At 64.9% G+C, this 21,089-nt stretch carries 16 protein-coding genes; 3 read left to right on the top strand and 13 right to left on the bottom strand.

Annotated elements, in window-relative coordinates; translation table 11 throughout:
- The first annotated feature begins 87 nt into the window (after positions 1 to 87).
- The 3 genes from JWR89_RS13615 (at position 88) to fabF (ending at position 3,950) form a co-directional block, all read left to right on the top strand.
- Positions 88 to 1,284, top strand: coding sequence for an acetyl-CoA C-acyltransferase (locus JWR89_RS13615; protein WP_299716992.1), 1,197 nt, complete (start codon positions 88 to 90; stop codon positions 1,282 to 1,284).
- 73 nt (positions 1,285 to 1,357) lie between these two features.
- The gene (locus JWR89_RS13610; protein ID WP_299716990.1) at positions 1,358 to 2,644 is read left to right on the top strand and encodes an MFS transporter; all 1,287 of its coding nucleotides are present in this window, start codon (positions 1,358 to 1,360) and stop codon (positions 2,642 to 2,644) included.
- 43 nt (positions 2,645 to 2,687) lie between these two features.
- A complete protein-coding gene (gene fabF, locus JWR89_RS13605) occupies positions 2,688 to 3,950 on the top strand; it encodes a beta-ketoacyl-ACP synthase II (protein WP_299716988.1) in 1,263 nt (420 codons plus the stop codon).
- Between the two features lie 178 nt (positions 3,951 to 4,128).
- Here the strand turns inward: fabF and JWR89_RS13600 are convergent, their stop codons facing one another.
- From JWR89_RS13600 to JWR89_RS13540, 13 genes are all read right to left on the bottom strand, one after another.
- Positions 4,129 to 5,685: a carboxyl transferase domain-containing protein gene (locus JWR89_RS13600; protein WP_299716986.1), complete on the bottom strand. Its 1,557-nt coding sequence runs from the start codon at positions 5,683 to 5,685 to the stop codon at positions 4,129 to 4,131.
- The gene (locus tag JWR89_RS13595) at positions 5,615 to 6,583 is read right to left on the bottom strand and encodes an IclR family transcriptional regulator (protein ID WP_299716984.1); all 969 of its coding nucleotides are present in this window, start codon (positions 6,581 to 6,583) and stop codon (positions 5,615 to 5,617) included. Before JWR89_RS13595 ends, JWR89_RS13600 begins: the two co-directional genes overlap by 71 nt.
- 613 nt (positions 6,584 to 7,196) lie before the next feature.
- Complete coding sequence (locus JWR89_RS13590; protein ID WP_299716982.1) at positions 7,197 to 9,290, bottom strand: acetate--CoA ligase family protein; 2,094 nt, start codon at positions 9,288 to 9,290, stop codon at positions 7,197 to 7,199.
- Entirely contained in the window at positions 9,287 to 9,655 is a 369-nt protein-coding gene (locus tag JWR89_RS13585) for an OB-fold domain-containing protein (protein WP_299716980.1), read from the bottom strand. Before JWR89_RS13585 ends, JWR89_RS13590 begins: the two co-directional genes overlap by 4 nt.
- Positions 9,652 to 10,788 carry a thiolase family protein gene (locus JWR89_RS13580; protein WP_299716978.1) on the bottom strand — a complete coding sequence of 379 codons (1,137 nt, stop codon included), beginning with the start codon at positions 10,786 to 10,788 and terminating at the stop codon, positions 9,652 to 9,654. Before JWR89_RS13580 ends, JWR89_RS13585 begins: the two co-directional genes overlap by 4 nt.
- A gap of 1 nt (position 10,789) precedes the next feature.
- Positions 10,790 to 11,956, bottom strand: a complete 1,167-nt coding sequence (locus JWR89_RS13575) for an acyl-CoA dehydrogenase family protein (RefSeq protein ID WP_299716976.1) — start codon at positions 11,954 to 11,956, stop codon at positions 10,790 to 10,792.
- Positions 11,957 to 11,960: 4 nt separating this feature from the next.
- The gene (locus JWR89_RS13570; RefSeq protein ID WP_299716974.1) at positions 11,961 to 13,181 is read right to left on the bottom strand and encodes a CoA transferase; all 1,221 of its coding nucleotides are present in this window, start codon (positions 13,179 to 13,181) and stop codon (positions 11,961 to 11,963) included.
- A gap of 246 nt (positions 13,182 to 13,427) precedes the next feature.
- Positions 13,428 to 14,978 (bottom strand): AMP-binding protein, encoded by a 1,551-nt coding sequence (locus JWR89_RS13565; RefSeq protein WP_299716972.1) that lies wholly within the window; start codon positions 14,976 to 14,978, stop codon positions 13,428 to 13,430.
- Positions 14,979 to 14,984: 6 nt separating this feature from the next.
- Positions 14,985 to 16,154, bottom strand: coding sequence for an acetyl-CoA acetyltransferase (locus JWR89_RS13560; RefSeq protein ID WP_299716970.1), 1,170 nt, complete (start codon positions 16,152 to 16,154; stop codon positions 14,985 to 14,987).
- Positions 16,155 to 16,415: 261 nt separating this feature from the next.
- Positions 16,416 to 17,399 (bottom strand): D-erythronate dehydrogenase, encoded by a 984-nt coding sequence (gene denD / locus JWR89_RS13555; protein WP_299716968.1) that lies wholly within the window; start codon positions 17,397 to 17,399, stop codon positions 16,416 to 16,418.
- 154 nt (positions 17,400 to 17,553) lie between these two features.
- Positions 17,554 to 18,474 carry a carbohydrate ABC transporter permease gene (locus JWR89_RS13550; protein WP_299716966.1) on the bottom strand — a complete coding sequence of 307 codons (921 nt, stop codon included), beginning with the start codon at positions 18,472 to 18,474 and terminating at the stop codon, positions 17,554 to 17,556.
- Complete coding sequence (locus JWR89_RS13545; RefSeq protein ID WP_299716964.1) at positions 18,467 to 19,429, bottom strand: sugar ABC transporter permease; 963 nt, start codon at positions 19,427 to 19,429, stop codon at positions 18,467 to 18,469. The genes JWR89_RS13550 and JWR89_RS13545 overlap by 8 nt, the downstream gene beginning before the upstream one ends.
- Positions 19,430 to 19,629: 200 nt before the next feature.
- Positions 19,630 to 20,955: an ABC transporter substrate-binding protein gene (locus JWR89_RS13540; protein WP_299716962.1), complete on the bottom strand. Its 1,326-nt coding sequence runs from the start codon at positions 20,953 to 20,955 to the stop codon at positions 19,630 to 19,632.
- Between the last annotated feature and the right edge of the window lie 134 nt (positions 20,956 to 21,089).

Raw genomic sequence — 21,089 nt, 5'->3', positions numbered from 1 at the left:
TTTGCCGGAGCCGGTTGATTATCCCGCGACGCATCATATGATGGATGTCATCCTAATTGATCCCGCGCCTGCGCGAAGGAGAACCCTATGTCCGCCACGTCAGATCCGGTCGTCATCGTCTCCGCCGCCCGCACCCCGCTCGGCCGCTTCCAGGGCGAGTTGTCGTCGCTCTCGGGCCACAAGCTCGGCAGCCATGTCATTGCCGCCGCGGTGCAACGCGCCGGGCTGGCGCCGGAGCGGATCGACGAAGTGTTCATGGGCTGCGTGCTGCCCGCCGGACAGGGTCAGGCGCCGGCGCGGCAGGCCGCCCGCGGCGCGAAGCTACCGGACGCTACCGGCGCCACCACGGTCAACAAGGTGTGCGGCTCCGGCATGAAGGCCACCATGCTGGCGCACGACATCATCAGCGCCGGCTCCGCCGAGATCGTGCTGTCCGGCGGCATGGAGAGCATGACCAATGCGCCCTACCTGCTACAGAAGGCGCGCGGCGGCTACCGGGTCGGCCACGACCGAATCATCGACCACATGCTGATGGACGGCCTGGAAGATGCCTACGAGGTCGGCCGCTCGATGGGCGACTTTGGCGAAGCCACCGCCGAGGCCTATCAATTTACCCGCGCCGATCAGGACGCTTGGGCGATCGAGACGCTGACCCGAGCCCGCAAGGCGGTCGAGGGCGGCGCGTTCAAGGTGGAAATCGTGCCCATCACCATCGCTGAGAAGGCCGGCCCGCGCGAGGTCGCCAATGACGAACATCCGCTGAAGGTGGATCCCGCCAAAATCCCCAACCTGAAGCCGGCATTTCGCAGCAACGGCACCATCACGCCGGCCGCCTCCTCCGCCAATGCCGATGGCGCCGCGGCGCTGGTGCTGGCACGGCGCTCGCTGGCTGATCGCGAAGGCCTGCCGTCCCTCGCCGTCATTCGCGGCCACGCTACCCACAGCCAGGAGCCGCAGTGGTTCACCACCGCGCCGATCCCCGCGATCCGCAAGTTGCTGGACAAGGTTGGCTGGAGCGTCGGCGATGTCGACCTGTTCGAGATCAACGAGGCCTTCGCCGTGGTGCCGATGGCGGCGCAGCGCGACCTCGGCATTGCCCGCGAAAAGATCAACGTTAACGGCGGCGCCTGCGCGCTTGGCCATCCGATCGGCGCCACCGGCGCGCGGCTGATCGTGACGCTGCTCCATGCACTGGAGGCCCACGGCCTCAAACGCGGCGTCGCAGCGCTGTGTATCGGCGGCGGCGAAGCCACCGCGATCGCAGTGGAACGCATCATTCACTAATCCGCGCAATCCCTATACATCTGTCGCAGCGGCCCGTGCCGCGACGGCAACTTATGTCACCACAGGAACACCGATGATCTCCGGATGGCTCTCGACCGTACTCGCCCGCCGCAACATCCACTACGGATGGGCGATGATCGCCGTAACGTTCGTCACCGCGCTGGTGAGCGCTGCCGCGGTCGGCGCGCCCGGCGTCTTCATCGTACCGCTGCAGAAGGAGTTCGGCTGGAGCACCGCCGAGATTTCCTCGGCGATGTCGATCCGCTTCGTGCTGTTCGGGCTGATGGCGCCGTTCGCCGCCGCGCTGATGAATCGCTACGGGCTGCGCAACGTGACCCTGACCGCCCTGGTTGTCGTAGTCGCGAGCCTGCTGCTTTCCCTGTGGATGACCCAGGTCTGGCAGCTCATGGCGCTGTGGGGCGTCGCCGTCGGCATCGGCACCGGCATGACAGCTCTGGTACTCGGCGCCACCGTCGCGACCCGCTGGTTCTCGGCGCGGCGCGGACTGGTAATCGGCATCCTCACGGCGAGCGCGGCCACCGGCCAGCTGATATTCCTGCCGATCCTCGCCAGCATCACCGAGCACTCAGACTGGCGCTGGGCGCTGGCACTGATGTGCGTGATGCTGGCGGTCGCCGCCCTCGGCGTGCTGTTGGTGATGCGCGACCGGCCCAGCGATCTCGACCTGCGGCCCTATGGCGACACCGGCACGGCGCCGATCGCGGCTCCCCCGCCGAACAACGCCCCGATTATGGCGGCGGCGCTGGGTGCGTTGCGCGATGCCGCGCAGACCCGCGTGTTCTGGATACTGTTCGCCACCTTCTTCATCTGCGGCGCCAGCACCAACGGGCTGGTGCAGGTGCATCTGATCCCCATGTGCCTCGATTTCGGCATTCCGCAAATCCAGGCCGCCGGCCTGCTCGCCGCCATGGGCGTATTCGATTTCGTCGGCACCATCGCGTCCGGCTGGCTGTCGGACCGCTACGACAACCGGTATCTGCTGTTCTGGTACTACGGGTTGCGCGGGCTGTCGCTGCTGGCGCTGCCGTTTAGTGACTTCTCGTTTTATGGCTTGTCGCTGTTCGCGATGTTCTACGGGCTGGACTGGATCGCCACCGTGCCCCCGACGGTACGGCTCACTGCGTCAAAGTTCGGACCCGAGCGTGCCGGTCTGGTGTTCGGCTGGATCTTCGCCGGCCATCAGCTCGGCGCCGCCACCGCAGCGTTCGGCGCCGGCCTGTCGCGCACCGTGCTGCTGAGCTACCTGCCGGCATTCTTCGCCGCCGGTGCGCTGTGCATTGTTGCCGCAATCATCGTGCTGATGATTTCGCGCGACAAGAAGGTCGTCGCCGCCGCCTGATCGCGGCGCGACCGCCCGCCTCAACATCAAGACTGGATTGCATATGCGCCGTATCGTCGTGACTGGAATGGGAGCGGTGTCGCCGCTCGGCTGCGGCGTGGAGACCAACTGGTCGCGGCTGCTGGCGGGACAATCCGGCATTCGCCTGCTGCCGGAAGCCATGACGGCGGATCTCGCTGCCAAGGTCGGCGGTCAGGTGCCCGATATCGCGGATGACGCCGAAGGCGGTTTCGATGCCGACAAGGCCGCGCCACGCAAAGACCAGAAGAAGATGGACCGCTTCATTCTGTTCGCGCTGATGGCCGCCGATGAAGCGCTGGCGCAATCCGGCTGGAAGCCGGAAGACGCCCATGCCCGCCAGCGCACCGCCACGGTGATCGCCTCGGGCATCGGCGGCTTTCCGGCGATCGCGGACGCGGTGCGCACCACCGATACCAAAGGCATTCGGCGGCTCTCGCCGTTCACCGTGCCCTCCTTCCTCGTCAATCTCGCCGCCGGCCACATCTCGATCCGCCATGGTTTCGAAGGCGCGATCGGCGCGCCGGTGACGGCCTGCGCCGCGGGCGTGCAGGCGATCGGCGATGCCGCACGATTGATCCGTTCCGGCGAGGCCGACGTCGCGATCGCCGGCGGCGCGGAAGCCTGCATCGACCGCGTCAGCCTCGGCGGCTTTGCCGCCGCACGCGCGCTGTCCTCCAACTTTGTCGACAATCCCGAGCGCGCCTCGCGGCCGTTCGACCGCGACCGCGACGGCTTTGTGATGGGCGAAGGCGCCGGCGTCGTGGTCATCGAAGAACTCGACCATGCGCTGGCACGCGGCGCGAAGCCTATTGCGGAACTGATCGGCTACGGCACCACGTCGGATGCCTTCCACATGACCGCCGGACGCGAAGACGGCGACGGCGCCAGGCGCGCGATGCAGATCGCGCTGGCGCAGGCCGGAATTTCCGCGAGCGAGGTGCAGCATCTCAACGCTCACGCGACCTCGACGCCGGTCGGCGATCACGGAGAACTGGAAGCCATCAAGACGATCTTCGGCACCAACGGAAGTGTGGCGATCAGTTCAACCAAGTCCGCCACCGGGCATCTGCTCGGCGCCGCCGGCGGGCTGGAAGCTATCTTCGCCATCCTCGCGCTGCGCGATCAGATCGCGCCGGCCACGCTGAATCTCGACAATCCCGATGTCGCCGGCGACGGCCTCGATTTCATCCGCGGCCATGCGCGTGCGATGAAGATCGAGCACGTGCTGTCGAACGGGTTTGGTTTCGGCGGCGTCAATGCGAGTGTGGTGCTGAAGAGGATGTAGCCTCCGTTCCCCGGACGCGATGCAACACGCAGTGTTGCTTCGCAGAGCCGGGGTCCCGGTATCTTGAAGTAAAGCAACCGGGATCCCGGCTCTGCGCAGCGGCATGGCGGCGATGCAAGCGCATCGCCTGAGAATGCCGCAGCGCGTCCGGGAAACGAGCCTGAACGTGGCTCGTCTGCTACGGCCGCATCGCCAGCCGTGTCGGTCCCGCCATCCGTAGCGGCTCCGCCAATCGCGCGAATTCGCACAGCAGCGAGCGCGTCTTCGTGGGGTTGATGACTTCCTCGACCCAGAACTTTTCCGCCGAACGGAACGGCGAGCGCAGCTTGTTGAGGCGATCCTCGATCTCCTGCTGCTTGGCGACAGGATCCTCGGCGCCTTCGATGTCGGCGCGATACGCCGCCTCGATGCCGCCTTCCAGCGGCAGCGAGCCCCAATAGGCCGATGGCCACGCATAACGCATCGAGAAGCGGTTGGCCGGCTGGTGCACCACGCCGGCGACGCCGAAGGCGTTGCGGATGATGATCGTGCACCACGGCACCGTGGTCTGGTTCACCGCTGCCATCGCACGCACACCGTGCCGGATCGTCGCCGCCTTCTCGGCTTCGAGGCCGATCATGAATCCCGGGCAGTCCATCAGATAGACCACCGGCAGATGGAAGGTCTCGGCGAGATCGACGAAGCGCACCACCTTCTGGCAGGCGTCCGCGGTCCACGAGCCACCGTAGTGAAACGGATCGCTCGCCAGCACCAGCACCGCGCGGCCTTCGAGCCGCGCGAAGCCGGTGATGATCGGCCGGCCGAAATTCGCCGCCATCTCGAAGAACGAGCCGCGGTCAACCACGGCATCGATGATCGGACGCATCTTGTAGACCTGCTTGCGATCCCGCGGCACGGCCTTCAGCAGAAACTCTTCGGCGCGTTCGGGATCGTCGCGGCAAACTGTCGTCGGCGGCAAGCCATAGACGGATGACGGCAGATACGACAGGAAGCGTCTGGCGCAGGCGAACGCCTCTTCCTCGGTCTCGACCGCATGATCGACACCGCCGGCGCGGGTCTGGATGTCGGCACCGCCAAGCGCCTTCTTGTCCAGCGTCGCACCGATCCGCGCCACCACCGGTGGGCCCGCGACGAACATCGCCGAGTTCTTGGTCATTACCGAGTAATGTGAAGCCGCCAGCCGCGCAGCACCAAGCCCTGCGACTGAGCCGAGCCCGAGTCCGACCACTGGCACCTGCGCCAAATTCGCCGTCGTGTACCAGTACCAGCGCGTGCCGCCGACGCCGCCCGGCAGATTGGCCGCGCCCTTGGTTTCGATGGTCTTCACCGAGCCACCGCCGCCGGAGCCCTCGATCACCCTAATGATAGGCAGACGGAAGTCATGCGCCATCTCCTCGGCCATCAAGGGCTTGGCGGAGATCGACGCATCGGCGGAACCGCCGCGCACCGTAAAGTCGTCACCGACCACCACGACCGGACGGCCCTCGACCTTGCCGCGGCCGAACACGCAGTTCGCCGGCGTCAGATGCGTGAGTTCGCCCGCGGCATTGTATTCGCCGACGCCAGCTACGGCGCCGACCTCGTGGAAGCTGCCTTTGTCGATCAGTCTGTCGATGCGCTCACGAACCGTGAGCCGGCCCTGGTCATGCTGCCGCTTGACCTTGTCAGCGCCGCCCATCTCCTGCGCGAACGCTTCGCGCCGGGAGAGGTCGTCGAGTTCCGGCTTCCAGTTCATTCACTTGCTCCGCAGGAATTTTCTTCGGTGCGACCGGCGTCGCGCGCGCGTCGGACGCCGGTGCGCTTGTCAGTCCGCTGTCGGCATTCTGCACCATGGCGGCAACGGCGCCGCTCAGCTTCATCAGGATCGGCGCGACCTCGTCATGCAGGCGCGCCTCGTCATACATCGCCGACAACAGCCCGATGGTGACGACCACGAAGGTCTGGTATTGCGGCGACCAGATCGGCGCCGCGATACCGGTGATGTGCGGGCTGAACATGCCGCCCGCAGTGACATGACCGTGCTCACGCAACGATTGCCGATTGCGCTCGATCCTGCCGCGCAGGATCTTGGAATCCTCCGGCATCTCGCGCGACATCTCGGTGATCAGCGCGTTGCCAACGTCTTCGTCCAGCGCCGCAATATAGGCATGACCGGCCGCTGTGCGGCCCATCGCAATGCGGCTGCCGGTGGTCGAATGCAGCCCGAGCGCATTCTCGGCGCGGGCGTATTCCAGATAGACCATGTGGAATCGATCGGGAATCGTGAAACCGATGGTGCCGGGAATCTGCTCGGCGACTTCCTGCAGCCGCAGCCGGATCAGGTTGCGGACCTGCAATCCGCGCATCATCGAGGTGCTCATCGCCACGGCGCTGGGGCCGATGCGATACTTCTGGTCGCCGGGCAGATAAGCGAGCTGGCCCATCCGCGTCAGCGTATGCGTGAGCCGCGACACCGTGGAGCGCGGCAGGCCGCAGCGGTTGGAGATTTCGAGATTGCCGAGGCGCGCATCGTGGCCTTCGAAGCAGCGCAGGATATCGAAGGCGCGCGACACCACCTGGATGACGTCGCCATCGCCGGCGAGATCGCTGGCGAGCATGCCCTGTTTGCTAAGTCGTTCGGAGCGTCGTCCCATGATGCGTTTCCCTCGGGGCGACGCATCCAGCGACTGATCGATGATCAATCGTTACGCGCCGCCATCCCATTCCATGCTGCGGAATTATATTCCGCTTGCCGGTTACGCTACCTCAGGCCATGGGCCGCCACAACAGCAAGCTGTTCGCGCGTCGTCATCCTTTCGCATCGGTGTCCTGCGCAAAGGTGCTGCAGAAATAAGAGCAAGCGAAGCCGTTGCCGCGGTGCGCTTGCGCCCGGGGTGTGCCCGAAGCCTCGCGATCAAGCGCGAGGCCGGGGGAGCGGCGGGAGGCGCTAAGGCGTTTGCGAGACGCCTTTGGGGCAGACCATGACGCGGTCCGCCCGGGCGGCTGATAACGCCAGCCGCCCGCGCCCAATGACGTAGGGCGCGGCACCTCTCGGCGCTCCACCTTGGTCATCGGCCCTGTCTATCGCCGCTGCGCTGATCAGACGCCCCGGCCATGACAGATAGCGGCTTATAATCCACGATAGGATTTTCGTCAAGACGCGATCGGTAACCGGGATGAAGTCGGCGCGCCCCGCGCGACGACGAAATCCGGGGACCGGCGTTCATAATCGATAAGCCGGCCCCGGATTGTCATCCGGGCTACGTCCTACGCGCCCTGGAACACCACGGCATCGACCACCACACATCCCTTGCCCTGGCTGTCGAGCATCACCGGGTTGAGGTCGATGCTCATCACCTTGGCGGAGGCGTCGCGCATCAGCTCGCCGATCTTGACCACCGCGTCGCTGAGCGCATCGAGGTCCATTGGCGGCTCGCCACGCACGCCCTCGAACAGTGGTGCGATACGCAGTTTGCCGAGCGCTTCCTTCGCGTCGTCTTTCGAAAACGGCGGCAGCAGCAGCGTAGTGTCCTTGAACACCTCGACATATTTGCCGCCATCGCCGACCGCGACCACCGGGCCGAATACCGGATCGCGGTGCGCGCCGATCATGATCTCGCGCCGGCCACCGGCCATCGCCGCGACGATGACGCCGTCAAAGCGCGAGCCGTGCTTGCGGATGATGTCCTCCATCTCGGCATAGACGTCGCCGGCGTCCTCCCGTGAATTGATCTTCAGCTTGACCAACCCCAATTCAGACTTGTGCGCAATATCAGCCGAGCAGCCCTTCACCACCACCGGGCCGCCGATCGCCTCGAACGCGGCGATGGCTTCGGCGCGCGAATGGCAGAGGCGATACGGCACCACCGGAATGCCGCGCGCCGCCAGCAGCGCCAGGCTGTCGGCCTCGTTCAACATCGTTGTCGCACCGTCGGTCGGGATCAACGGATCGGATTTTCCGCGCGTGGCGCGACGTTCGATCGTGCGGGCCATCAACTCGCGATGTGCCACGAACTGGTTCAGTGCGGTCACCGCTTCGACTTCGGTCGGGAATACCGAGACGCCCTGCGCCTGGAATTCCCTGGCGACGCTTGGCTGGGTAGCAGCTACCACCAGCGGCTTGCCGGTCTGCGCCGCGAAAGCCGCAGAGTCGCGGGCGAAGGCCGGCACGTCATAGCCGGGGCCGGCGACCGGCACGCCGATAACGAAAGCATCCGCCGCGGGATCTTCCGCGATCACCGGCAGGATGTCGCCGAACAGGTTGCTGTTCGACAGCAGCGCAGCGGTGAGATCGATCGGATTGGTGGTGGTGGCGAAGCTCGGCAAAATGCCCTTCAGCTTCTTGTCGGTGGCATCCGCCAGCTTCGCCATCGGCATGCCCACGGTCGTGGCGGCGTCCGCCGTCATAACGCAGACCGCGCCGGAATTGCTGATCGCGACCAGGCGCCGGCCCTTCGGCTTCCAGCCCTTCAGATAGAGTTCGGTGGCCTCCACAAGGCCGCGCATGTCCGGCGCGCGCCAGATACCATGGTGTTCGAAGAACGCATCGACGACGCGGTCTTCATTCGCCAGCGCGCCGGTATGCGACTGCGCCGCCTGACGGCCGGCTTCGGAACGGCCCGACTTCAGCGCGATGATCGGCAGGTCGCGATCGAGCGCCACGGCCGCAAGCTCTTCGAGGTATTTCTTTTCCGGGATGCTCTCGAGATAGAGCAGCATCAGCTTGACCTGGGTGTCTTCCGCTACCGCGATAGCCAGTTCGCCGACGGTGATGTCGGCATCGTTGCCGGTGGCGTGGCTATGACGCACGCCGATGCCGCGCGGGTTGAGAAAGCCGACCGGCACGGTGGACAGCGCACCGCTCTGGCTCAGCATCGCCACATGGCCCTCCACGCGATCGAACTCCATGAACATGGTGGAAAACGAGGCAATGGCGCCGGTGCCGAAGTTGGCGAGGCCCTGCGAGTTCGGCCCGACGATGCGCATACCGGCCTTGTGCGCAACCTCGACCATGCGGCGCTCTTTCGCCTTGCCTTCGATAGCATCGACCTCACCGAACCCCGATGCCATGACAACCGCGATCTTGACGCCGAAGGCGGCGCACGCTTCCACCGCAGCAATCGCATTGTCGCCGGCCACGGCCACGATCACCATCTCGGGCGCTTCCGGCAGATCCTGCAGGCTCGGATAGCACTTCTCGCCCTGGATCACGGTGCGCGTCGGATTGATCGGGTAGATCTTGCCCTTGAAGCCGAACTTCTGCAGGTAGTGCACCGGCCGGCCGCCGACCTTGTTGGGATTTTCGGAGGCGCCGATGATGGCCACGGATTTCGGATCGAGGGCGGCGCGGAGACGGCTCATGAAGAAGTCCTTTCGAAATAGGGAACGAGGCGGCCGGTGAAGCGCGTGTAGCGCGCCTGCACCTTGTCGCCGATGGCGAGAGAGGGGTCGCCGTGGGCCATCATGCGAAAGCCTTCGGCGGTGTCGATGAGAACGATGTTGTAGGGCACGTGCGCGCGTGCCTCCGGGGTCGCCGCCCGCAGCACGAGGGACGTGGCATAGACGGTGCCCTCCCCGCTGGCGATCGTGTCGACGGGATCGGTCGCGCCGCAAGCGGCGCAAAAGGCACGGCGGAAATATTGCACTTCGTGGCAGAGGGCGCAGCACTGATAGCTGATCGCTTCCACATCGGTGGTCCAGTCGGCGGCCGGCTTGAGCTGGCTCATCGCACGCGCTCCAGGAACATGCTGACGTGCGACGACAGCACGCCGCCATCGCCATGCAGCAGCGCCACCGAGGCGTCGCGGACCTGGCGGTTGCCGGCGCGGCCGGTCATCTGCAGATGGGTCTCGACCAGATGCGCCATAGCGCCGCCGACGCCGCAATGGCCATAGCTCAACAGCCCGCCATGGGTGTTGAGCGGCATCGCGCCGTCGCGGCCGAAATGACCGGCGCGGACACGGGCGGCGGCCTCGCCACGACCGGCGAGGCCGAGATCCTCCAGCAGCATCGCGAGGGTGATCGTGAAACTGTCGTAAACGGCGGCGTAGCGGACGTCGGCGATCTGCAGGCCGGAGACTGCCTTGGCCCGCGCAAGGGCGATCTCGGCGCCAAGTTCGGACAGCGCCGGCGCGGCCGTGACATGCTGATGGGTATGCGCCTGGGCTGCGCCGCGGACGCGGATGCCGATCTCGCCGGTGGGCTCGCGGCTGACCACGAAGGCGGCGCCGCCGTCGGACACCGGGCAGCAATCCAGCAGTTTCAGCGGGCTCGCGATCGGCTTGGACGCCATCACGTCGGCGACGGTGATGGCTTCGTAAAACTGCGCGCCGGGATGGGTTTTCGCATGCGCGCGCATCAAGACCGCAAATTCCGCGAGGTCTTCTTCGGTGACACCATATTCGTGCATGTAGCGGCTGGCGACGAGGCCGTAATAGGCCGGGATGGTCGGGCCGAGCGGCACTTCGTAGGTGGGGTGGCCGACCTGGGCCAGCGCCTGGATCGAGGCGTCGCGGCTCTGCCCGGTGAGCCGGTTCTCGCCGCCGACCACGAGGACGTGTTTCGCCACGCCGGCATCGACCAGCGTGTGTGCGAGCATGGCCATCGCCATGCCGGTGGCGCCGCCGACCTGGATGGCGTGGGCGTAGGACGGCGTGATGCCGAAATGCTCGGCGAACACGGTGGCCAGCATGATATGCGGCATGGTGGTGGAATAGCCGCACAGGAAGCCGTCGATATCGCCGCGCTTCAGCCCGGCGTCGGCGATGGCGGCTTCGGCGGCCGTGCTCATCAGGTCGAGGGTGGAGGAGCCCTCATGCTTGCCGAACGGCGTGAGGCCGACACCGGTGATGTAGCTCATCTCAATACGACTTCGGCAGGCCGAGCACCTTCTCGGCAATGAACGACAGGATCAGTTGCGGGCTGATCGGCGCGATGCGGGGGATCAGGGATTCCCGCAGATAGCGCTCGACATGATATTCTTTGGCGTAGCCGAAGCCCCCATGGGTCATCACCGCCTGCTCGCAGGCGTGATAGCCGGCCTCGCCGGCGAGATACTTTGCGGCGTTGGCGGCCGGACCGCACGGCAGATCCTGGTCATACTGCCAGCCGGCCGACATCACCATCAACCACGCCGCTTCCAGCTCCATCCAGTTCTTGGCGAGGGGATGCTGGATCGCCTGGTTCTGGCCGATCGGACGGTTGAACACGATGCGGTTCTTCGCATACTCCGCGGCGCGCTTCAGCGCGGCCTGGCCTAGACCCACCGCCTCGGCGGCGATCAGGATGCGCTCGGGGTTCATGCCGTGCAGGATGTAGTCGAAGCCGCGGCCCTCCTCGCCGATACGGTCCGCCACCGGTATCTCGAAATCCGCAATGAACAGTTCGTTGGAATCGACCGCCTTGCGGCCCATCTTCTCGATCTCGTGCACGGCGATCTTGCTGCGGTCGAAGTCGGTGTAAAACAGGCTGAGGCCGTGGGTCGGCTTCTTGACGTCTTCTAGCGGCGTGGTGCGCGCCAGCAACAGGATTTTCTCAGCGACCTGCGCGGTCGAAATCCACACCTTCTGGCCGTTGACCACGTACTTGTCGCCGTCGCGTACCGCACGGGTCTTGAGCTGCGTGGTATTGAGGCCGGTGTTCGGTTCGGTGACGGCGAAGCAGGCTTTCTCGGCGCCCGACACGATCGGCGGCAGCATCCGCGCGCATTGCTCGGGTGTGCCGAACACCACCACCGGATTGAGCCCGAACACGTTCATGTGGACCGCGGAGGCGCCGGACATGCCGGCGCCGGATTCCGAGATCGTCCGCATCATGATCGCGGCGTCCGAGATGCCGAGGCCGGAGCCGCCATATTCCTCGGGAATGCAGATGCCGAGCCAACCGGCATCGGCCATCGCTCTGTGGAAGTCGATCGGAAAGCCGCCCTCCTTGTCCTTGTTCAGCCAGTAGGCATCGTCGAAGCGCGCGCAGATCTTTTCGATCGCGTCGCGGATGGATTCCTGGTTGGCGTCGTAGGCGAAATCCATGCGGCTATACCTGCGAGGTGTCGGGCATGACGGCTTGCTTCAACACGCCGTCCTGATGCAGCTTCGCGATCTGCGCCGCGGTATAGCCGACCTCGGCCAGCACCTCGGCGTTCTGCTCACCGAGATGCGAGGCGAGCCGCGTCGGGTTGACGGGGGTTTTCGACCACGTCGCCGAGACCTTCATGCTGCGCACCGCGCCCTCGGTCGGATGCTCCACCTTCTGGAAGAAGTCCGTCGCGACCATATGCGGATCCTGCATCATGCTTTCCAGCGTGTGCATCGGCGTCGAAGGCACGTCGGCCTCGTCGAGCAGGTCAGCCCACTCCGCCGTGGTGCGCGTCGTGAAGATGCGCGACAGTTCGGCATTGACGGCGTCGATATGCTGGATGCGCTGCGGGAAGGTCGCGAAGCGCGGATCGTCGAACAACTCCTCGCGGCCGACATGCTTGAGGAAGCTTTTCCACTGCTTGTCGTTGTAGACCATCGCGCAGATGTAGCCGTCGGAGGTCTGGTACGGCCGACGGTCCGGTGACAGATGCCGGGAATAGCCGCCTTTGTCGAGCGGCGGGTCGAAGGTGAGCCCGCCCATGTGGTCGCCCATCATGAAGCTCGCCATGGTCTCGAACATCGGGATATCGACGCGCTGGCCCTCCCCGGTGCGGTCGCGGTGCACGACGCTGGCGAGAATGGCGCCCAGCGCGGTGAGGCCGACGATGCGGTCGACCAGCGCATTCGGGACGTAGCGCGGCACGCCGTCGCTTGATATCCGCGCGTTCAGCGCCGGCAGCGCGGTAGCGCCCTGGATCAGGTCGTCATAGGCTGGCTTGGCGGCATAGGGACCGGCCTGACTGAAGCCGAACACGCCGGCATAGATCAATCGGGGATTGATCGCCGCGCAGGCTTCGTAACCCAGATTGAGCCGCGCCATCGCGGCCGGGCGGACATTGTAGACCAGCACGTCGGCGGTCTCGGCCAGCTTCAGCAGCGCGGTGCGGCCTTCCTCCTTCTTGAGGTCGAGGCAGATGCAACGCTTGCTGCGGTTGGTGTTGAGGAAGATCGGCCCCATGCCGGGGTTGCGCATCGGCCCGATGCTGCGAACCACGTCGCCTTCGGGGGACTCCACCTTGATGACATCGGCACCGTAATCGCCCAGCGTCTGGGTACAATATGGCCCCATCATCACCGACGTCATGTCGATGATCCTAATCCCGTGAAGTGGTCCCATCCGGCCGTCCGCTCCCGTGCGATGTCGCAGCGCTGAAAGCGCCGTCATTCCGGGCCTAGTAACGGCATGGGATCGGCAAGATCAAGGGCGGCTGGCGCGGGGCCGTATGCGCGGGACGAGGTGCCGTGCCGCTATCCAGGTGCCGTCATCCTGAGGTGGTCGCCCGAAGGGCGAGCCTCGAAGGACGCGGCAACGGCCCCGGCACTTGCGGCGCATCCTTCGAGGCCGCCGCTGCGCGGCGGCGCCTCAGGATGACGGCGGAGTGTTGGGCTTCATCATCTCCCGCAGCTCCGTCTTCAGCACCTTGCCGTAATTGTTCTTGGGCAGCGCGCCGAGATAGACATAGCGCTTCGGGCGCTTGAAGCGGGCGATGACCTCGAGGCAATGCGCATCGAGCGCGGCGTCGTCGGCCGTGGCGCCCTCTTCCAGCACCACGCAGGCGACCACGATCTCGCCCCAGTCGGAATCGGGCACGCCGATCGCCGAGACCTCGCGGACATCCGCGTGGGTCAGCAGCGCTTCCTCGACCTCGCGCGGATAGATGTTGGTACCACCGGAAATGATGACATCCTTGGAACGGTCGGACAGCGTCAGAAAGCCGTCCGCGTCGAGCCGGCCGACGTCGCCGGTGCGCAGCCAGCCGTTCCGCAGCGTCTCTTCATTGGCTTTCGGATTATTCCAGTAGCCGAGCATCACGGCTGGGCCTTTCGCTTCGATCTCGCCGGTTTGGCCCGCAGGCAGCGGCTGCCCGGCATCGCCGGTAATCCGCACCGCCATCACGCTCTGGGCGACGCCGACGGACGCCAACCGCTCGAGGTAGCGCGGATGATCGACATCGGCATGCCAGGCGCGCGGCAGCGAGGTAATGGTCATCGGCGACTCGCCCTGGCCATAAATCTGCACAAAGCGCTGGCCCATGATAGCGATGGCATCGCGGATATCGGCGAGATACATCGGCCCGCCGCCGTAGACGATGGTGCGGATGCCTTCGCCGGCTTCGCCGCGGTTCTTCGCGGCATCGACGAGGCGGCGCACCATGGTGGGCGCCGCGAACATCGCAACATCGTCGAGGGCCTTAGCAAGATCGAGCACCTCGTCGGCATCGAAGCCGCCGGATTCCGGGATGACATGGCGCGCGGCCATGCGGACGTGGATGAAATTGTACAGACCGGCGCCGTGCGAGATCGGCGCGGCGTAGAGGATGGCGTCGCGTTGAGCAACGGAATCCACATCGGCGAGATAGCACAGCGACATCGCCACCAGATTGCCGTGGCTGAGCATCACGCCCTTCGGCCGTCCAGTGGTGCCGGAGGTGTAGAACAGCCAGGCGAGATCGTGGTCGTCGCGCGGCAGCGGCGAGGCGGTGCCGCCGTCGTTGTGCTGCAGGGTGTGGAAGTCGGCTGACTCGACTGACAGCATCTGCATGGCCGCCGGCATGTCTTCCATGACCGCGGCCAGCGCTTTGCTGCTGTCGTCATCGACGAACGCGAACGTCGAGCCGGCATTGTCGCAAATCCACGCAGCTTCGCGGCCGTGCAGTTTGGCGTTGATCGGGATCGCCGCCGCGCCGATCCACCACACCGCATACAAGCATTCGAGATATGGCGTGCAGTTCGACATGAACAGCGCAACGCGATCGCCGGGCTGAATGCGGTAGTCGCGAACAAGCCCTGCCCCGATCGCGGCAGCGCGAGCCGCAAAGGTCGCATAGTCGGCCTCGACCCTCGTGCCAGTCAGCAGCGCCGGTGCGTCGGGATGCAGCCGCGCCGATGCCGCCAGCCATTGCGCGACATTCATGGCGGGCTACTTCGCGGGCTCCAGCACCGAGACGTAATTCGCCACCGCCGCGCCACCCATGTTGAAAATCCCGCCGAGTTTTGCGTTCTTGATCTGCATGCCTTCCGGCGCCTGGCCGAGTAGCTGCATCGCGCTCAGCACATGCATGGAAACGCCGGTGGCGCCGATCGGATGGCCCTTGGCCTTCAGCCCGCCGGACGGGTTGACCGGCAGCTTGCCGTCCTTCTGGGTCCAGCCTTCCTTGATGGCGCGGGCGCCCTGCCCGCGCTCCGTCAGGCCCATCGCCTCGTATTCGATCAGTTCGGCGACGGTGAAGCAGTCGTGGGTCTCGACAAAGGAGAGATCGTCAAGCGTAACGCCGGCGGCCTCCAGCGCGCGCTGCCAGGCTACGGTGCAGCCCTCGAACAACAAAATGTCGCGCTTCGACATCGGCAGGAAGTCCTGCGCGTGCGCGGTGGACCGGATGGTCACGGCCTTGCCCATCGCCTTCGCGGTTTCGGAATCGGTCAGCACCAAGGCCGCGGCGCCGTCCGACACCAGCGAGCAGTCGGTGCGCTTGAGGGGACCGGCGACGAAAGGATTCTTCTCGCTTTCGGAGCGACAGAACTCGAAGCCAAAGTCCTTGCGCATCTGCGCGTAGGGGTTGTGCACACCATTGGCGTGGTTCTTCGCCGCGATCATCGCCAGAGCATCGGACTGATCGCCATACTTCTGGAAGTATTTTTGCGCGATGCCGCCGAACACGCCGGCAAAGCCCGCGGGGGTTTCGCCGTCTTCCGGGAGATAAGAGGCGCGCAGCAGGTTCTTGCCAATCTCCGGCCCGGGCGTGCGAGTCATCTGCTCGACGCCGACCACCAGCACAATTTTGGCGGTGCCGGCGGCGATGGATTTCACGCCGGCCTGCACGGCAGCGGAGCCGGTGGCGCAGGCGTTCTCGACGCGGGTGGCCGGCTTGAAGCGCAGCGCGGGATCGGCCTGCAGCACCAGCGAGGCCGTAAAATCCTGCGGCGAGAAGCCGGCGTTGAAATGGCCGAGTACGATCTCATCGACATCGGCGGCGGAGATGCCGGCATCGGCCATCGCCTCGGTGGCGACCTTCACGACCAGGCTTTCCACAGTCTCGGCGTCGAACTTGCCGAACGGCGTATGCGCCCATCCCACGATGCTGGCGGTCATATGGTTTGCTCCCGTGTGCTTGTTGCAGTCAATATAGGCGCATGGCAGGCCGGATTGCGAGGCCGGAACCGGACGATTTTCGCGGCGCAGGGTTGCGGCGGCAAACTGTCATTCCGGGCGCGGACGGCGATAGCCGGCCGTGAACCTCAGCCACTCCAATTGGAGTGGTGGGGAATCCCGAGATGGGACGATGAACACTTCGGGATTCCGGGTTCGCTCGCTGCTGGCGCGCTCGCGCCCCGGAATGACAGTGCTTGGGGCTTACGCCACGAACTTTCCGCCCAGCTCATCCTCGATGTGAATCCGGATGATGTCATCGAACGTCTTCTCGGCCGTCGTGAAGCCGAGGCTCAAGGCGCGGTCGGTGACGAAATCGCGCGGCCAGCCGGATACGATGCCGGTGATGACGGGATCGGTCACGCGCTTGATGCGGGCGACGACGCCCTTCCCGGCGACGCGCTCCAGCGCGGCGATCTGTTCGCCGACCGTGACCGACATGCCGGGCATGCTGAGATTACGCCGCGCGCCCATCGCGGCGAGATCCATCGTGCCGGCATGAACGAGAAAGCCGACCGCCGAGCGCGGCGAGGCGTGCCAGTGGCGCACGTCTTCGCTGACCGGCAATACAGCTTCATGCCCCGCGAGCGGCTCGCGAATGATATTTGAGAAGAAGCCCGACGCCGCCTTGTTCGGCGCGCCCGGGCGAACGCATATGGTCGGCAGCCGGATGCCGATGCCATCCAGAAATCCCTTGCGGCTATAGTCGGCGATCAGCATTTCGCAGATCGACTTCTGCGTGCCGTAGGAGGTCAGCGGGGTGTGGAAGAACTCGTCGCCGATTTTCTCGGGAAACGGCGCACCGAATACGGCGATCGACGAGGTGAAGACGAGGCGCGGCCTGTAGCCGCCGCCGATGGCGCGGATGGCGTCGATCAAGAAGCGGGTGCCGTCGAGGTTGATGCGATAACCCTTGTCGAACTCGGCTTCGGCCTCGCCGGAGACGATTGCGGCGAGGTGGAAGATCACGTCGGGCTTGCCGGCGACCAGCGGCGCGGCGGTATGGGGATCGGCGAAGTCCGAGGTAACGAGTTCGACGGGAATGGTGGTGGACGGTTTCGCCGGCGCAACAACGTCCTGCAGCGTGAGCCTGGTGATGTCGCGGCTACCGAGCCGGCCATCGCGCACGAGCTTTTCAGTGAGCTTGCGGCCGACCATGCCGGCGGCGCCGAGGATGAGGATGTGCAAGGGGAAACTCCGTTTCTTGGTTTTGGTTTGTCATTCCGGGGCGCGAGCGGCTTGCTGCGAGTGAACCCGGAATCCCGACATGTTCAACACCATTTCTAGGTTCCGGGTTCGCTCGCGCTGGTGCGCTCGCGCCCCGGAACAACAGCGAGTGTTGTTATTCCTTCACCGCGCCCGTCATCGCCGACACATAGTGCTCAACGAAGAACGCATACAAGATCACCAGCGGCAAGGAGCCGACCAGGGCGCCGGCCATCAGCGAGCCCCATTTGTAGATGTCGCCATCGACGAATTCGTTGACGATGGCCACCGGGACAGTCTTGTTCTGGGTCGATTGCAGGAACGTCAGCGCGTAGATGAACTCGTTCCAGCACAAAGTGAACGAGAAGATGAACGCCGAGATCAGCCCCGGCACCGCCAGCGGCACGATGATCTTGACCAGGATCTGCCAGCGCGAGGCGCCGTCGATCAGCGCGCACTCCTCCAGCTCGAACGGGATGGTCTTGAAGTAACCCATCAATAGCCAGGTCGAGAACGGGATGAGGAGCGTCGGATAAATCAGGATCAGCGATAGCGGCGAGTCAAACAGGCCGTAGGCCTGGATGACGCTGGCCAGCGGGATGAAAAGGATCGACGGCGGCACCAGATAGGCCATGAAGATCGTCGCGCCCACCACTTCCGCACCGCGGAAGCGCAGCCGCACGATAGCATAGGCCGCGAGCACGGAGGCGATGATCGACAGCGTGGTAGCGGCGGCGGCAACATACATCGTGTTCCACAGCCAGCGCGGATAGTTGGTCTCGAACAACAGCTTGTTGATGTGCTTCAGCGTCGGCTTGATCACCCAGAACGGGTTGAACTTCTCCATGTCGATGAGCTGCTCGTCCGGCTTGATGGAGGTCAGCGCCATCCAGTAAAACGGGAACAGCAGGATCACGACGATGATGAACAGCGGGATGTACAGCGTGACGATGCGGCGCGGCAGCGACTCCAGATAGGTCATGCCCTCGCTGTGATCGTCCTGCTCGACGGTCGCGGCTGGCACAATGCGGTGCTGGTCGGCGGTATGGTCAGTCATTGTCAGTGCCTTGCTGCCATTTACGGCGTTGCATGCCGAACCAGGAGATGGCGATTGCCGCCATCAGGAACGGGATCATGGCGGTGGCGATCGCCGCGCCCTCGCCGAGTCGCCCGGACAGAATGCCGCGCTGGTAGCTCAGCGTCGCCATCAGATGGGTGGCGTTGACCGGGCCGCCGCGGGTCAGCGCCCAGATCAGCTGGAAGTCGGTGAAGGTGAACAGTACCGAGAAGGTCATGACGACGGCGATGATCGGCGTCAGCAGGGGATAGGTGATGAAGCGGAAGCGCTGCCACGAGGTGGCGCCATCCAGCGTCGCGGCCTCGTAGAGCGACGGCGACACCGTCTGCAGGCCGGCCAGCAGGGTGATGGCGACGAACGGCACGCCGCGCCAGATGTTGGCGAAGATCACGCTGCCGCGCGCCCAGGAGGAATCGCCGAGGAAATTGATGTTGTGGTCGATCAGGCCCATCTTGATCAGCGACCAGGAGATGATCGAAAACTGCGAATCGTAGATCCACCAGAATGCAATCGCCGACAGCACGGTGGGCACGATGAACGGGATCAGCACCGCGGCGCGGATCAGTGCCTTGAACGGCATATGCCGGTTCAGGAGCAGCGCGAGATAGAGGCCGACGGCGAATTTGATGGCGGAAGCCACGATCGTGTAGAGCAGCGTGTTGAACACCGACAGCCAGAAGATCGAATCGTCCTTCAGCCACTCGTAGTTCTCGAGCCCGACGAAGTTGCCGCCGCCGCGGCCGATGCGATCATCGGTAAAGCTCATCCACACGCCGAGGAACAGCGGGTAGGCGAGAAACAGGATCAGGAACGCCGCCGCCGGCAGCATGAACCACAGCGCCAGCCAGTTGCGGTTGGTGCGCAGCCGGTCCCATGCGGAGGATTTACCGAAATGCCGGGTCGGCGTCGGAAGCGATGTGGGGATGGTGGTCATTCCATTGTAGCTCCGGTTTATAGCAACCCACTCCGTGTCGTCCCCGCGAAGGCGGGGACCCATAGCCTCCGTCCTCTCGACTGGAAGAAGGCCTTAACCGCCGCCCCCCAAAAAAACAGAGCGACAGCGGGTATGGGTCCCCGCGTTCGCGGGGACGACGAGGAGAGGCCGGCGCAAAACAATTGCGCCGGCCATTCACATCACGCGCGGAAAATGCGCTTCGCCGCGCGTTCCGCCGACGTCATCGCGGTCTTCACGTCTTCACGACCGGTGCAGTAGTTGGCGTACATATCGACCACCACGAAGTCGGCAATCGCCGCCGCCGCGTTTTCGCTCATCTGCGCTTCGCCGGCCGGGGTCGACGCCGTGGTGGCGACATCGCGGTACGGCGTGTTCTTCGGGTCGGCGGTCCAGATCGGGTTCTTTTCGTAGGCATTGAGGAACGGCGACAGATAACCCTGCGCCGCCTCGACCCACGGATTGAACTGCTCCGGCTCCATCATGAACGCGGTGAAGGCCTTGCATGCCTGCGGGAACTTGGTGAAGGAGAAGATCAGGATCGGAAAGCCAAGATGCAGTTCGCGGCGCTTGCCGTCCAGGCCGACCGGCAGATGGGCGTGGTTCATGTCCTCGGCGATGGCCGGGGCTTCCTTCTTCGCGGTGACATAGACCGAGATGCCGTTGGTGGTGAGATGCAGCTGTCCGGCAAGGAATGCCTTGTTGTTCGACGAGTCGTTCCACGACGCGGTGCCGGGGATAAAGTTGTCATACAGCGACTTGACGTATTCCAGCGACTTCGCGGTTTCCGGCGAGTTGATGGTGACCTTGTTGTCCTTGTCGATCAGCTTGCCGCCATGCGCCCACAGCGCCCAGTGCACCCAGCCATTGGCGTCGCCGGAGGCATGACCCAGCGCCATGCCGGCCGGGGTGCCATTCTTGTTCAAGCCCTTGACCAAATCCTGGAAGCCGCCGAGATCGCTCGGGAAGGTCTTGTGGCCGGCCTTCTCGGCAGCGGCGACGCGGTAGTTGACCAGGCCGCCTGTGGCGGCGACGGGAACGCCGATCCACTTGCCGTTATACTTGCCGTATTGTTCGCCGGACGCGGCCCAGCCACCGTTCTTCTTGCCGAGGTATTCGGCGACGTCGGTGACGTCCATGCATTTGCTCGGGAACAGGAATGGCAGCGAGTACAGGCCCCATACCATGTCGAGGCCCTGCCCCGTGTTCGCCGCGACCGACGCCTTGGGCTGGATGTCGTCATAGGATTCGTTGGAGACGGTGATCGTGGTGCCGGTTGCTTTCTGGAAGGCATCGACGATCTTCATGAAGGCGACATCTTCGGCCTCGACGAAGCGCTTCCAGCGCAGCAGGTTGATCTTGGCGCCGGGTTCGGGCTTCCACGGCGAGGCTTGCGCCCAGGCCTTGGCGTAGCCGAGCAGTTGGTCCGCCGACATCGTCGCCGCGGCAGCCAGCGTAATCGCGCCGCCCTTGAGCAGAGATCGGCGATCCGGTGTGAATCCAGTCATCTTTCATCTTCTCCCTGTTTATTGGTTCGTTGATCGACCAATGTTTTGAACGACGTCGTCATTCCGGGGCGGGCGCGGCGCGAGCCGCGCGCAAACCTCAGCCACTCCAATTGGAGTGGCGGGGAATCCCGAGA

It is taken from the genome of Tardiphaga sp., assembly GCF_028290785.1.
In the GTDB taxonomy this organism is placed as follows: domain Bacteria; phylum Pseudomonadota; class Alphaproteobacteria; order Rhizobiales; family Xanthobacteraceae; genus Tardiphaga.
The sequence above is the reverse complement of the archived record's forward strand: the minus strand, read 5'-3'. Positions and strand labels throughout refer to the sequence as shown.

Bases quoted from the DNA above. Each gene is read 5' to 3' on its own strand.
- JWR89_RS13615 (WP_299716992.1), top strand. From the start codon at position 88: ATGTCCGCCACGTCAGATCCGGTCGTCATCGTCTCCGCCGCCCGCACC.
- JWR89_RS13610 (WP_299716990.1), top strand. From the start codon at position 1,358: ATGATCTCCGGATGGCTCTCGACCGTACTCGCCCGCCGCAACATCCAC.
- fabF (WP_299716988.1), top strand. From the start codon at position 2,688: ATGCGCCGTATCGTCGTGACTGGAATGGGAGCGGTGTCGCCGCTCGGC.
- JWR89_RS13600 (WP_299716986.1), bottom strand. From the start codon at position 5,685: ATGAACTGGAAGCCGGAACTCGACGACCTCTCCCGGCGCGAAGCGTTC.
- JWR89_RS13595 (WP_299716984.1), bottom strand. From the start codon at position 6,583: ATGGGACGACGCTCCGAACGACTTAGCAAACAGGGCATGCTCGCCAGC.
- JWR89_RS13590 (WP_299716982.1), bottom strand. From the start codon at position 9,290: ATGAGCCGTCTCCGCGCCGCCCTCGATCCGAAATCCGTGGCCATCATC.
- JWR89_RS13585 (WP_299716980.1), bottom strand. From the start codon at position 9,655: ATGAGCCAGCTCAAGCCGGCCGCCGACTGGACCACCGATGTGGAAGCG.
- JWR89_RS13580 (WP_299716978.1), bottom strand. From the start codon at position 10,788: ATGAGCTACATCACCGGTGTCGGCCTCACGCCGTTCGGCAAGCATGAG.
- JWR89_RS13575 (WP_299716976.1), bottom strand. From the start codon at position 11,956: ATGGATTTCGCCTACGACGCCAACCAGGAATCCATCCGCGACGCGATC.
- JWR89_RS13570 (WP_299716974.1), bottom strand. From the start codon at position 13,181: ATGGGACCACTTCACGGGATTAGGATCATCGACATGACGTCGGTGATG.
- JWR89_RS13565 (WP_299716972.1), bottom strand. From the start codon at position 14,978: ATGAATGTCGCGCAATGGCTGGCGGCATCGGCGCGGCTGCATCCCGAC.
- JWR89_RS13560 (WP_299716970.1), bottom strand. From the start codon at position 16,154: ATGACCGCCAGCATCGTGGGATGGGCGCATACGCCGTTCGGCAAGTTC.
- JWR89_RS13550 (WP_299716966.1), bottom strand. From the start codon at position 18,474: ATGACTGACCATACCGCCGACCAGCACCGCATTGTGCCAGCCGCGACC.
- JWR89_RS13545 (WP_299716964.1), bottom strand. From the start codon at position 19,429: ATGACCACCATCCCCACATCGCTTCCGACGCCGACCCGGCATTTCGGT.
- JWR89_RS13540 (WP_299716962.1), bottom strand. From the start codon at position 20,955: ATGACTGGATTCACACCGGATCGCCGATCTCTGCTCAAGGGCGGCGCG.